The following is a 12,978-nucleotide window of genomic DNA, read 5'->3' as shown; positions in this document are numbered from 1 at the left end:
GCCTGTCTGAAATATTCAGACAGGCATTGGTTTATAAAATTTTATGAGAATCTAATAGGATAGTAACCGGGCCGTCATTGCATAAATCAATTTTCATGTGTGTTTGGAATTGGCCAGTTTGCACTTGGATGCCTTGGGAGCGTAAAAGATCGGCAACCCGTTTATAAAGCTTTCGAGCTTGTTCTGGTTTTGCCGCATTAGAGAACGAAGGGCGGCGCCCGCTACGTGCATCGGCATATAGAGTGAATTGGGAGATGAGTAGAACAGAACCGCCCGTATCTTTAAGGGAAAGATTGAGTTTGCCGTTTTCATCTTCAAAAATACGAAGATGCGCTGTTTTTTCTGCAATATAACGAGCATCTGTTTCTGTATCTTCATGGCTTACACCGAGTAGTACGACAAAGCCTGAGTGAATTTCTCCTACAGTTGTTCGTGTATCTGCTGAAATTACATCAACGTGGGCGCGGCTGACTTTTTGGATAACTGCACGCATATCAGCTACTCCTGTCTGAAACTTTGCTGCAAACGCGGCAGGTAGGGTTTTTGTTAAAGCTAAAACGCTGCCATTCGCTATTTAACGCGTTGTAACTCATGAGGTATCCGTGTGAAGGTTTGCCTATGCCGGCGAGAATTTTCAATGCTTCGGCTGCCTGTGTCGTCCCAATAATGCCGACTAATGGGCCAAACACACCGAACACGGCGCAAGCCCCGTCGGAAGCATTGTCGCCGTCAAAGAGGCAAGCATAGCAGGGCGTATTGGGCAGGTCTGGTCGATAAATGGCAACCTGGCCTTCAAACCTTACAGCCGCACCGGAGACTAATGGTTTTTTTGTTGCAACGCTGGCTCGGTTAACGGCTAGCCGTGTAGCAAAATTATCGCAACAATCTAAAATAATATCGGCTTGTGCTGCCAGTTGGAGTAAACGTTTTTCAGACAGGCGTTCATTTAATGCGGTAATCTCTATACGACCGTTGATAGCTTGTAAGCGAGTTTTAATGGTTTCGGCTTTGAAATGATCGATATCTGCCTCGGTAAAGCAGATTTGCCGTTGCAGATTGGTGTCTGAAACCGTATCGTCATCAGCAATAATAATGTGGCCCAAGCCGGCTGCCGCCAAATAAGGCAAAGCGGCGGAACCCAGTCCGCCGCAGCCGATAACCAATGCAGTTGCAGCCAAGAGTTTTTCCTGCCCCTCAATACCGATTTCATCAAGCAGGATATGGCGGCTGTAACGCAGTAAATCTCGGTCATCCATCAGAATGTGATGCCTTCATAGCTTTGTTCAAAAGAGAAGTCGCCACTTTTGCCGCCGGTTTTACTTTCTAAACGGATATGTGTCATGCTCATGGTTTTGTCCACCGCTTTTAACATGTCATAAATAGTTAATAGCGCGACATTTACACTTGTAAGTGCTTCCATTTCCACACCAGTGCCAGCTGTTGTGCTGGCGGTAACCGTTGCTTTTACGCGGCTAACGTCTAAGTCTATTTCGAAATCAACGCGCACATGCGTGAGTGAAATCTGGTGACAAAGCGGAATCAGAAAACTGGTTTGTTTTGCGCCTTGAATTGCCGCCACCCTGGCAACGCCCAACACATCCCCTTTTTTCGCAGAACCTTCAGCTAAAATGCGCACTGCTTTGGGGCTCATATTAATGTAGCCGCTGGCCACAGCTACCCGTTCTGTCGGTTCTTTGTCACCGATATTTACCATATGGGCTTCATCGTTTTCATTGAAATGGGCTAATTCGTCAAACATTATAATTTCCCTAAGATTTTGAATATTTTATAGATTTAAGTGAGTAGTAAACGTTTGGTTACGGGTTTCAGGAGAACATTCTAATAGATTTTTGATGTGCCGCCTATGCCGTCGTAGTCAAAATAAAATGTTTATACAGTGATTTGCATAATGTTTCCATAATTGCAGGGTAATTGTTGTATTTTGTACAATCCCTAAAATCCCGTTAAACTCTCGGGTGGACCGTTAATACACCTGGTCTTTTCTCAGTTTTATCATTCTTGTAGCATGTTTAAGCAATATTCCAAGAAGAAATTGTTTCTTAATTTGTCTACAATAATTCAATAAATATCCATATTTATTAGGAATATAGTCTTAACTCAATCTAAGCAACCTCTTAGGGCTGCTTTATAATAACAATTTTTTAATCATTGTGTCTTTGAAATTTAAAAAATTAGCTTAAACAACATTATGAAATCTATCAGAAAAACCACTATTAGTCTGGCTCTGGCGCTTACCTGCCTGCCATTGGGTGCTGTGGCTCAAGATATTAATGCCGAACGCGAACATTGGGCGTTACATGCGCGCAAAGGCCAGGCAGAGTTAGCTGAATCAGTTGATGCTTTGCGCAAACTGTATACACAAAGCAAAGATACAAAGGTCAGAGCCGATTTAATTGCGCTGCTTGTTCGTCAAGGCAAGCGAGTAGAAGCATTGGCGGTGTGTGCAGAATGCAAACCTAGCAGTTACACTTCTGACGAGTTGGAAAATTTGGCCAAAGCTGCCCGTGATAATAAGCAGTTTGAAGAGTCAGCAGCGTTTTATGCGCAACTTCAACGTGTAGATGCGTTTAAAAAGATAGGTTTTCTCGGAGGTGCTTTGGCTTCATCTGAAGCGGGTAAGTATACGGCGGCACGCAATCAAATTGTCGAGTACCGTAAACGGTTTGGTAATGATGCTGATATTATCCAAGCAGAGGAGTATGTAAATGAGCGCTCTCAATCTTTATCCGAGCGTTTGGAAACATTGAAAAAAAAGCTGACGCAAGAGCCTGAAAATAAAGATTTAGTGTTGCAAACTTACCGTACCGCTGCTCAGCTTCAGGCCTATCCTGTACAAGACGAGTTAATCCAGCGGTATCCAAAATTATTCAGCCAAACCGATTTGTTGTGGTTAAAGCTTAGTAAGGCTGTGACTCAATTGCGATTGAGCCGCGAGACTAATGATATTCCTCAGCTTGAAGCTGCCTATGATAATTTGAACGAAGTAGCAACCCAAGCTCCTGCAGGAAGTGATCTTCAGGTTAATGCCATACGCGACCGCATGGCTGCTTCAATTGCTTTGGGTAAAGATAAGCAAGCATTGGAAGATTACAATATGCTGCGCCGCATCGGTGAGCAGCCTCAATATGTAAAAGAGCAATATGCACAAGCTTTGTCTATGAACGGCAGCCCGATTACAGCACGCAGCATTTACCAGGAAATCATGCAGCAGCAAAAAGCAGAGACCGGCGAAGTTTCTCCGAATCTGACCGGTAAGCTGGTGGAGGCAGATGCAGATGTGGGTTATTACACCGACGCACAGGAGCGTGTCAAAAGCTGGAACCCAAAAAAAAACGTTCCAGACTTCACCCATACCCGCGAAATAGATAACCCTTATTATGATCAGCAGTTTTTTTGGAACGCCCGGCTGGAAGCTTGGAACGGCAACCATAAAAAAGCAGCAGCATTGATGGATGCTTGGCTGGCCGAACATCCGGGCGACCCATGGGCGATGATTTTGCGTGGTGATTTGGCCTATTGGAATGGTCGTAGTGATGAAGCCATAAAATGGTACGAACATGCCAAGGACCACATTTCTCCTGAAAGTCAAATTTGGGTAAATAATCAAATTGCCAATGTTTGGATGAGCACCGGTAATTGGGCGGCGGTGAAAGAGATGGCTTCAAAGCTGGATAGAAACGATCCTGCTTATAAGCCTTTTTGGGAACAATACGATAAAGCGCGTGCGGCACAGTTGAATATTTCGGGCAGTGCGATGAAAGCTACTTCACCTAAAGACAGCACTGAATGGGGGCAAAGCACCACGCTATATAGTCCCCGAAGTCAAAGCGGCCATCGAGCTTATATCACTGAGCAAACGGCTTATGTTCCCAATAATGGCGATCCATTGCGTGCCGGTCGAGTGGGTGTAGGTGCAGATATCAGCTTACATCCGGTAACGGTTAACGTTGAAGCCGGGCATGGCGTCGAATTGAATAAAAAAGCTTATGCCAGTATTGGTGCTGACTACCGTATAAACGAACGCATTAGTTTGAATGCAAAAGCTGCACATAATAGTGCCAATACGCCGACCAAAGCACTACAGCAAAAAGTGTATGCTGATGAATATAATGTTGGCGCGTCTTATACCCATTCGGCTAACACGCGTGCCGGTGCAGGTTTGGGTGTGATGACATTTGATGATGATAACGTTCGTAAGAGTGTTTATGGTTGGGTTTCACAGATGCTTTATCAACGAAACCGTTGGAAGCTGGACGGTTCACTCTGGGCCGATTACAGCAGCAATAAAGACACGCCTTCGGCTTATTATTACAACCCGAAAAACAGTAAAACTGTGAGCGGCAGCCTAAGCCTTTCATATGCTATGCCTCTGGATAACGGAATCCGTCTGAATCAGAAACTAACTGGAGGTGTTGGCCGTTACTGGCAAGCGAACCATAGTTCTGAGAATACTTGGTTGTTGAAATACGGCCATGATTGGTCGTTGGGTAAGAAAACCAGCTTGGGTTATGAATTAGGCCGCAAGCAAGCAATTTATGACGGCGAACCGGAATTCCAAAATTTCGGCAATGTTAATTTAAATGTTAGATTCAAATAAATGAAAATGTGACGTTCAGACAGGCATATGCCTGTCTGAACGGCCTATACCGTACATGAACGACCTATACCGTAGATTTATTACAGTTATGACTACCCATTGAGTAGGTTTGCCTTATGAAATATACCCGTTTTTTATCAGCCCTTACGTTGCTGTTGAGTATGAGCACAGCCTACGCTGCCAATATACAGTATGGTGTGATGTGCTACCACGATGTGGTTGACGAAAGCGCACCGCCTGAGGCTTATGGCCGTGATGAATTTGATGATGAATTCAGGCGACAATACTATCCGCAAACCATCACAGTGAATAAACTGATTAATCATTTTAACTGGTTGAGAAACAATGGTTATACACCGGTAAGCTGGCAGCAGATTAAAGATGCACGGTCAGGGCGGGGAAAATTGCCTGCCAAGCCTGTTTTGCTCACTTTCGATGATGGTTATATCAGTTTTTACAAAACGATTTTTCCTGTATTGAAAGCATACAACTATCCGGCTATGTATGCTTTGGTAACCAGCTGGATGGAAACGCCGGCAAACGGTCATATTGCTTATGGTAAGAAGAAATTGCCACGCAAAGCATTTATTACATGGGAGCAAGTGAGGGAAATGCAGCAGAGCGGTTTGATAGAAATCGCTTCACATACCCACGATTTGCACCGGAGTAATTTCGGTAATCCTTTCGGGTCGGAATTTGCTGCTGCACTGCCTGGTAAATATGAAAATGGTCGTTATGAAACGCCTGAGGAATACCGTAAGCGAATTGCGGATGATTTAAGGCGCTCTGCCGATATTATCGAAAAACGTACTGGAAAAAGACCCAATGCTTTGGTATGGCCTTATGGGCAATATAATCAAAAGGCTACAGAAATTGCCCGCCAAGAGGGGTTTGATAGCGATTTTACTTTGTTCGATTTAGAGCTAAATAAAGAAGGCGCAGGTCATGTAGGCCGGATTCTGGTTGACCATGAAACGGGTTACGGTGTGATTAAATCTTATCTGGAAGGTAAGATGTTTGAAAGCAAAATTAAACGTGCCGTTTATGTTAATTTGGATGACTTATATAGCCCGAATGCTGAACAATTCAATCGTAATTTCGACAAATTAGTCAGCCGAATTGCCCAGCTTGGAGTAAGCGTTGTTTATCTGCAAGCATTTTCAGATGAGGATGGCAACGGAATTGCGGAAAAGGTTTATTTTCCCAACCGCCACTTGAAAATGAAAGCAGATTTGTTCAGCAGAGTAGCTTGGCAATTGATGACACGTTCCGGTGTGAAGGTGTATGCGTGGATGCCGATGACCGCATTCAATTTCGGTTCAGGCTATGATTACGTTTCTAATAGTGGAGCCCGCCGCCTTTCATTTACCAATGAAAAAAACCGGCGTGCTGCTGCAGAAGTATATGAAGATTTGGCATTTAGCAGCCGTTTTAACGGCCTGTTGTTTCAAAACGATGCTGTTTTTACTGACTTTAAAGGTAATTTGCCTTCAGGCGCATTTGGCAATTCACAATATTGGCAACAAGCCGCTGCCAATATTGACGGCTTAGTCCATTATTCCGACCAGCTTAAAGCCGGGGCGATGAAATACAGCTTTAATGGAGCGGTAGAGCTAAAATCGGCTCATAATCTATACGCAGGGCAAGCGATTGATAAAGAAGCGCAAAAATGGTTTACACAAAGTCTTTCCAAATACATCAAACATTATGACTATACGGCAATAGCCCTGATGCCCTATGAAAAAGGTCGGAATACCAATACTCAAGATGCTGCCAAGTGGGTAAAGAGTACGACACAAGATATTAAAAACACCGGTATTCCTTTAGATAAAACCATTATTGAGCTGCCCGCACAGAACAGACAAACAAATCAACCTGTTCCTGCGGCGGAGCTGGTTCAATGGATGAATGATCTGAAAGAAAGAGGTATTAAAAACATAGCTTATGGGCCTGATGATTTTGTGAATGACAGACCAGCTATCAACATTGTGAGGCCGGCTTTTTCAATTAAGCGGTAATATTTAGCGTCTTAATTTTATATTTAAACTTGATTTTATATTTAAACTTGTCAGATGAGCATTTTCAGACAGGCATTATGTAATGCCTGTCTGAAAACAGATAAATTTGCCAAATACAACCAACACCAAACATATATAAGAGCAAATAAAAAATGAAATGGTATGATTATTTAGCTGTTTTTGTCATGATGTATCCCGGCGTGATGGCCGTATACTGGACAATCTCCGGCGTGATTTACTACATATTCTGGGAACGTGAAATGCCTGAGCCTGATTTTCATGATCAGGAAGAAATTCCAATGGTAAGCGTATTGATTCCCTGCTACAACGAAGCAGACAATCTCAACAGCTCCATTCCTCATCTTTTAAATCTTACCTACCCGAATTATGAACTCGTTTTCATCAACGATGGCAGCAGCGACGATACTTTGAAAATCATCCGTAGTTGGGAAAAAATTTCCGATAAAGTGGTGGGCATCGACCAAGAAAACGGCGGTAAGGCTTCAGCTATGAATAACGGTATGCGTCATGCACGCGGGAAGTACATTGTCGGGATTGATGGCGATGCCATTCTTGATTACAGCGCCATTGAATACATGGTACAAAGTCTTGAAGAAGATCCGAGTCTAGGCGCAGTAACCGGCAATCCGCGTGTGAGAAACCGCAGTACCGTATTGGGCAAGCTGCAAGTGGCTGAGTTCAGTTCCATTATCGGCTTAATCAAACGTTCGCAAAGCATCTTGGGAACATTATTTACCGTGTCCGGCGTTATCATGTGTATCCGCAAAGACGTGATTGAGCGCATTGGTGGCTGGAGCGACAATATGATTACCGATGATATCGATGTTAGCTGGAAAACCCAAGTAGCAGGCTACAATATTGCTTATGAGCCTCGGGCACTTTGCTGGGTGCTGATGCCCGAAACAATCCGCGGCCTGTATAAACAGCGGTTGCGTTGGGCGCAAGGCGGTGCCGAAGTAATTTTGAAATATTTCCCCCAAGTTTGGCGCGTGAAGAATTTTCGTCTCTGGCCTCTTTATTTTGAATATTTCATTACATTGTTTTGGGCGTATAGCTTATTCGCTTTCATGATCTACGGATTCATCCGGATTTTGACAGGGCAGGCGGACCTCACATTGGTAGAAGTAAGCGGTTTGATTACCTTTTTGATGTTTATGTTGCAATTTTCTGTCAGTATGTTTATCGACAGTCGCTATGAAGGTAACCTTTTCCGCTATTTTGTCAGCTGTATCTGGTATCCTTACGTTTTTTGGCTGCTCAACAGCCTTACCTTGGTACACGGTTTCCCAAGAGCTATTTTGCGTGATAAAGAGCGGAAAGCCACATGGGTAAGTCCGGATCGGGGCGTACAGTAATAAACGGGAGAAAACATTATGCCGCCGGCAAACAGAAAAAACCTGCGTGAGCAAATGGTTATTAAAAGAGCACGCAGTAAAAACCGTTCTATCAGCGCTAAAAGCCTTCTGATATTTGCGATAACTTGGGCGTTGTGGCTTGCCGCTGTATATTTTGTTTTTAACGATCATGAAGCGTTGATTTTCGAGCCCATTATCGGTACATGGACGTTGATAGACTTAATCAAGGCCGTGGCCGTAGTAACATTGACCCAGTTGAATATCTTATTTTGCTGGTCAATTTTGGCAACTTCGCGGGTAAGTGCCCTACGTAACAAGCGTCGAACTGCTGCACGAATCAAAACCGCTGTGGAAACAACAAGGCAATATAGAAAGATCGATGAGCCTCCGGCAAATCGGAATTTGAAAAAATAATAGTGTTCCTAAATTTAGAATGCCTGTCTGAAATTACCTTTCAGACAGGCATTCTAATTAATTCCTAATACTTGCACATACTCTAGTTAAATCGCTTACTTAGTAACAGTACCATCATACTCGTGCTTGACCTGAGTATCTCTTTACTCTCAGTCATATATATTTATAGCAAATAAACTTAGTTTTGATATAAAGCAGCAAGCTGCAGATAGTACAAATAGTACTGCAAGGCGCAGCAACGCCGCAGGAAAAGTTAAGTTGATTAACTATACGTTTTTTTGATTATTATTTGCCGTAGTTATTTAGAAAGCCTTGGAGCAAACCACACCCAAATCAATACAGAGCCAAAAAACATAACACTCCAAATCGGCAACGGCACACCCATCACATGCTCCTGAACACCACAATCACCAAATCCGCGCACAACAGGTTCCCACACATCAAACAAAGGCCAATCCTTTAAACGGAAAGTCCAAGGCGCGCCGCAGGAGGGGCGCTCCATAACAGGTAAACTTTGTAGCCAAATTTGATACCCAGCCACCCCCAAGCCCCAAAGAGCAGGAATGCTTATTAAGACCGCTGCCGCAAACCAGCCGCCTTTTTTATGCGCAGGCAAAAGTAATACCAATATAGACATCAGCGTTACCGAAATTACAGCAACCCGCTGCAAAATACATAAAGGGCAGGGGTTCAGCTTCATAACATATTGAGCAAAAAAAGAACCTGCCGTGCATAACAGGCCGGTAGCAACAACAATTAATAAGGCTTTACGATAGCTCATTATTCTAACTTTCACAAAATTTCAGACAGGCCTGTTCCCTGCTTGGGGCTTTAACGAATTCCCGTTTCAAACTATAGCTAATCAACACATTAATATAAGGCAATAAGCAGAAGACAGCGTATGCAGTATGGGACTGATTTTTGCTGCTTTAACAGCTTGCACAATTGTTCTCTTAGGGTTAAGGCGCACGACACCGTAGCAAAAGTTAAGTTGATTGACTATAAAGCAGAAGCAGCCTGTTTTATCATAATACTGGAAACAAAACTGAGTATGACATAGTTTTGTTGGGAAGAGGTATATAGTGAACCAATTTAAAAATAGTATGCTTAAATTGTAGAAAGACCCAAATGCAAGCCCTAACATAAAGATAATTTAATAATAGGGCGTGCCAAAAAGCCACAAAAAAATAAATCTGTTGTAAACATGCAAATCTGTTTTTTAATTTTTATATATTATTGAAAATAATAAAGAAAATTTATGATTGTGTAATTAAATACACACAGCCGGCAGAAAAAAGCAAAGGAAAAGGGTGATAAAGTTTGTTTTTTTCAAACGAAGCATTTATATTAGCAGTCATGGAATCGCCGTTAATGGCGGTGAATTCAAAACTTAGACGAACATTAATACTGTTTGAGTTTGTTTTTCTTAACGATAGAAAAGGAATACAGCAATGAAAAAAACTCTGATTGCTCTGTCTTTGGTAGCTTTGTCTGGTGTCGCTTCTGCTGAAGTGATCTTGTACGGTCAAGTAAAAGCAGGTGTTGAGGTTAGCCAAAAGAAAAATCGTGATAACGGTGTAACAACCAAAAATCATACTGAAACTAAAATTGCTGACTTAGGTTCTCGTATCGGTTTCAAAGGTACCGAGCACTTGGGTTCTGGTTTGAATGCTATTTGGCAAATTGAGCAAAAAACTCCGGTTTCTGGTGGTGGTTCATGGGGTACTCGTGATTCATTCATCGGTGTTGAAGGTGAAAGCTGGGGTAAAATCCGTGCTGGTCGCTTGAGCACTCAATTGAATGACATGGACGCTCTGGATGCTTGGGAATACAATAACCCTGCGTTAGGTTTGGGTGTATTTACCCGTACAGGTGAGCGTGTAATTTCTGCGCGTTATGATTCTCCGGTTTGGGCAGGTTTCTCTTTCAATGCTCAATATACTCCGCGTGATAACCAAGATGATCCTGGTCGTGATAGCGCTTTAAGCGATACTTCTGCTTACTATGGTGGTGTTAACTACGAAAACGCCGGTTTCTTTGCACAATACGGTGTTGGTTACAAAAAATCTGCTTATGTAGCTAATAATGACAGCAAGTCTGCTCAAGCACACCGTATTCATGGTGGTTATGATGCCAACAACCTGTTTGTAGGCTTGGGTTATCAATATACCAACGGTTGGGATAGTGAGCGCAGCTATATCTCTACTATCCGAGGTGAGGATGCACCTGCTAATGACAACTCTGGTCGTCTGAAAACTCACGAAGCTGCTGCTACTGCGGCCTACACCTTTGGTAACGTAACTCCTCGTTTGAGCTACGCTCACGGCTTTAAAGCTAAAGCAGGCGGTAACAAAGTTGACGGTACTAACTACAAACAAGTTGTACTGGGTGCTGACTACGACTTCTCTAAACGCACTACTGCTATGGTTTCTGCCGGTTGGTTGAAAGCTGGTAGCGGTGACAACAAAACCGAAAATACTGCCGGTTTAGTTGGTCTGCGTCACAAATTCTAATCTTGATTTAAAGATTAGCTAAGTAAAGAGCCTGCAAACGCAGGCTCTTTTGTTATTTTTGTTTATAGAATATAGTGGAAAATCCATTTGAGCATTGGTAAGGGCGTTTTATGAGAACAGGATGTGGCCATTGGCCAAATTTTGAAATCAACTATCAGGCTCGTGCCACAATTCTGAATGCCTGTCTGAAACCATTTTCAGACAGGCATTATATTAGAACACAGACATAGAATGTGTCCTGACACATTGGCTTTAGTTAGGCGAGAAGGGTAATGGATGCGTCAAGGTGCATCCTATAGCCAAACCCCTTTGCATAGTAACAGAGGCTGGTCATGTTCAGACTTGACCTATAGTTAAACCACTTAATTTTAATAACAGTTCAGTCATGCTCGGGCTTGCCCCGAGTATTTCCCGACCTTGCTGAAACTCAAGATACTCGGGTCAAGCCCGAGCATGACGAGTGTACTATTTTTAAGCTGATTCTATATGTTATTCCGGTTATTTCATTATAAATGGCGGAATGATATATCCGCAGGCCTCCAACAGTGAAATGGTTTCATACACAGGTAATCCCATCACGCCGGTAAAACTGCCTTGCAAGTGTTTTACAAACACACCGCCTAAGCCTTGAATGCCATACGCGCCGGCTTTGTCGAGCGGTTCGCCTGCATCAATATAAGCTGAGATTTCGGCTTTGCTTAAAGCTTTGAATGTAACATGGCTGATTTGGGTGGTGCATTGGTATTGGTTGTTGAAATATACGCAAACAGAGGTGAGCACTTGATGTGTGGATCCGGAAAGAGCAGCAAGAATTTCAGCTGCATGTTGAGTATTATCGGGTTTGCCGAGAATCTGCTCGTTGAGAGCGACGGTGGTGTCGGCAGTCAGTAGAGGGTATTCAGGTTCGTGAGTATGTCGGTTATGCCAAAGTGTAAGCGCGGCTGCGTTTTTTTCGGTGGCCATTCGCTTAACATATGCGGAAGCTGTTTCGTCGGAATAGGGTGTTTCATCAATATCGGCAGGCAGTTGCAAGATTTGATAACCGAGGTTTTCTAAAATTTCTCTGCGGCGCGGGCTGCCGGAGGCAAGGTATAAGGTTGGTTTCATTTGCCTTGGTCTTTCACGGCGGCGCGTTGCAGGCTGTCAAGTAGTGCAGTGGGTAGCAGACGCTTCAGATACCAAAATACAATAGTCGGTACGGTAACCAAATAGCGTGCTTTCGGTTTTTTTGCTGTTAATGCACGTACGCACACCATTGCGCAACTTGGCGAGCTTAATGTAAATGGCGCTACCGATTCTTCTGCTTGCAAGCGGTTGAGTTGCCGGTGGTAGTTTTCGGCATGAAAGCTGCTTTCATAATCAATATGCTCGGCAAATTTTTTCAAGGCATTGGCGCGGAAGCGGGTGGCAATCGGGCCGGGCTCTACCAGGCTCACATAAATATTGCTGCCATACAGCTCGTGGCGCAAGGTGTCGCACATGCCTTCCAGCGCGAATTTGCTGCTGTTATATGCGCCGCGCCATGGCATGGCAGCAAAGCCTAAAATGCTGCTGTTTACCAAGATGCGCCCATGGTTTTGACGGCGGAACACGTTCATGGCCCGCGTGATGCATTCCCATGCGCCGAATACATTGGTTTCAAATTGCTCACGCAATGCTTGGCGCGGGATATCTTCCACCGCGCCAACTTGCCCGTAACCCGCGTTGCAAAATAGCGCATCCAACGTACCGCCGGTAGTTTGCAATACGGTATCAAAAGCGGCACGTATGCTTTGGCTGTCGGCGGTGTCGAGTTGCAGCGCATGGGTAAAGCCTTCTTGGCGCAGACGTTCAACATCTTCTTGTTTGCGGCAAGTGGCGAAAACCTGCCATCCCATCTGTTTTAACAATTTGGCAGTATCATAGCCGATGCCGCTCGAGCAGCCGGTAATTAAAACGGATTGAGGCATGGATATTCCTTTGGAAAGTCAAATAATGATGGAAACGAATCATAGCAGCTTTTGTATAGTGATTTGAGCTAAAATCGGCAAAATATAGCA

11 protein-coding genes are annotated in these 12,978 nt (G+C 43.7%); 5 read left to right on the top strand and 6 right to left on the bottom strand.

Annotated features, from left to right (window positions below; genetic code table 11):
- Positions 1–31: 31 nt before the first annotated feature.
- From dtd to moaC, 3 genes are read right to left on the bottom strand one after another with little or no spacing between them, the layout of a single operon-like run.
- Positions 32–493 carry a D-aminoacyl-tRNA deacylase gene (gene dtd / locus HMPREF9370_RS09670; protein WP_009117304.1) on the bottom strand — a complete coding sequence of 154 codons (462 nt, stop codon included), beginning with the start codon at positions 491–493 and terminating at the stop codon, positions 32–34.
- A 1-nt stretch (position 494) separates the two neighbouring features.
- On the bottom strand, positions 495–1,256 hold the full coding sequence (locus tag HMPREF9370_RS09665; protein WP_009117303.1) for a HesA/MoeB/ThiF family protein: 762 nt from the start codon (positions 1,254–1,256) through the stop codon (positions 495–497).
- Positions 1,256–1,759, bottom strand: a complete 504-nt coding sequence (gene moaC, locus HMPREF9370_RS09660; RefSeq protein WP_009117302.1) for a cyclic pyranopterin monophosphate synthase MoaC — start codon at positions 1,757–1,759, stop codon at positions 1,256–1,258. Before moaC ends, HMPREF9370_RS09665 begins: the two co-directional genes overlap by 1 nt.
- A gap of 450 nt (positions 1,760–2,209) precedes the next feature.
- Between moaC and pgaA the strand changes: the two genes are divergently transcribed.
- The 4 genes from pgaA (at position 2,210) to HMPREF9370_RS09640 (ending at position 8,426) form a co-directional block, all read left to right on the top strand.
- The gene (gene pgaA, locus HMPREF9370_RS09655) at positions 2,210–4,618 is read left to right on the top strand and encodes a poly-beta-1,6 N-acetyl-D-glucosamine export porin PgaA (RefSeq protein WP_009117301.1); all 2,409 of its coding nucleotides are present in this window, start codon (positions 2,210–2,212) and stop codon (positions 4,616–4,618) included.
- Between the two features lie 116 nt (positions 4,619–4,734).
- A complete protein-coding gene (gene pgaB / locus HMPREF9370_RS09650) occupies positions 4,735–6,636 on the top strand; it encodes a poly-beta-1,6-N-acetyl-D-glucosamine N-deacetylase PgaB (protein ID WP_009117300.1) in 1,902 nt (633 codons plus the stop codon).
- A 152-nt stretch (positions 6,637–6,788) separates the two neighbouring features.
- Complete coding sequence (pgaC, locus tag HMPREF9370_RS09645) at positions 6,789–8,012, top strand: poly-beta-1,6-N-acetyl-D-glucosamine synthase (RefSeq protein ID WP_009117299.1); 1,224 nt, start codon at positions 6,789–6,791, stop codon at positions 8,010–8,012.
- A gap of 18 nt (positions 8,013–8,030) precedes the next feature.
- Positions 8,031–8,426 (top strand): hypothetical protein, encoded by a 396-nt coding sequence (locus HMPREF9370_RS09640; protein WP_009117298.1) that lies wholly within the window; start codon positions 8,031–8,033, stop codon positions 8,424–8,426.
- Between the two features lie 298 nt (positions 8,427–8,724).
- Here HMPREF9370_RS09640 and HMPREF9370_RS09635 read toward each other — a convergent pair whose 3' ends face one another.
- Entirely contained in the window at positions 8,725–9,210 is a 486-nt protein-coding gene (locus HMPREF9370_RS09635; RefSeq protein WP_411713017.1) for a disulfide bond formation protein B, read from the bottom strand.
- A 667-nt stretch (positions 9,211–9,877) separates the two neighbouring features.
- Between HMPREF9370_RS09635 and porB the strand changes: the two genes are divergently transcribed.
- On the top strand, positions 9,878–10,939 hold the full coding sequence (porB, locus tag HMPREF9370_RS09630) for a trimeric porin PorB (RefSeq protein ID WP_009117296.1): 1,062 nt from the start codon (positions 9,878–9,880) through the stop codon (positions 10,937–10,939).
- Between the two features lie 498 nt (positions 10,940–11,437).
- Here porB and HMPREF9370_RS09625 read toward each other — a convergent pair whose 3' ends face one another.
- Together HMPREF9370_RS09625 and HMPREF9370_RS09620 are read right to left on the bottom strand one after the other, a co-directional pair.
- A complete protein-coding gene (locus tag HMPREF9370_RS09625) occupies positions 11,438–12,046 on the bottom strand; it encodes a Maf family protein (RefSeq protein ID WP_009117294.1) in 609 nt (202 codons plus the stop codon).
- A complete protein-coding gene (locus HMPREF9370_RS09620) occupies positions 12,043–12,888 on the bottom strand; it encodes an SDR family NAD(P)-dependent oxidoreductase (protein ID WP_009117293.1) in 846 nt (281 codons plus the stop codon). The genes HMPREF9370_RS09625 and HMPREF9370_RS09620 overlap by 4 nt, the downstream gene beginning before the upstream one ends.
- Between the last annotated feature and the right edge of the window lie 90 nt (positions 12,889–12,978).

The organism is Neisseria wadsworthii 9715 (assembly GCF_000227765.1).
In the GTDB taxonomy this organism is placed as follows: domain Bacteria; phylum Pseudomonadota; class Gammaproteobacteria; order Burkholderiales; family Neisseriaceae; genus Neisseria; species Neisseria wadsworthii.
This window is presented reverse-complemented; position numbering and strand designations above follow the sequence as displayed.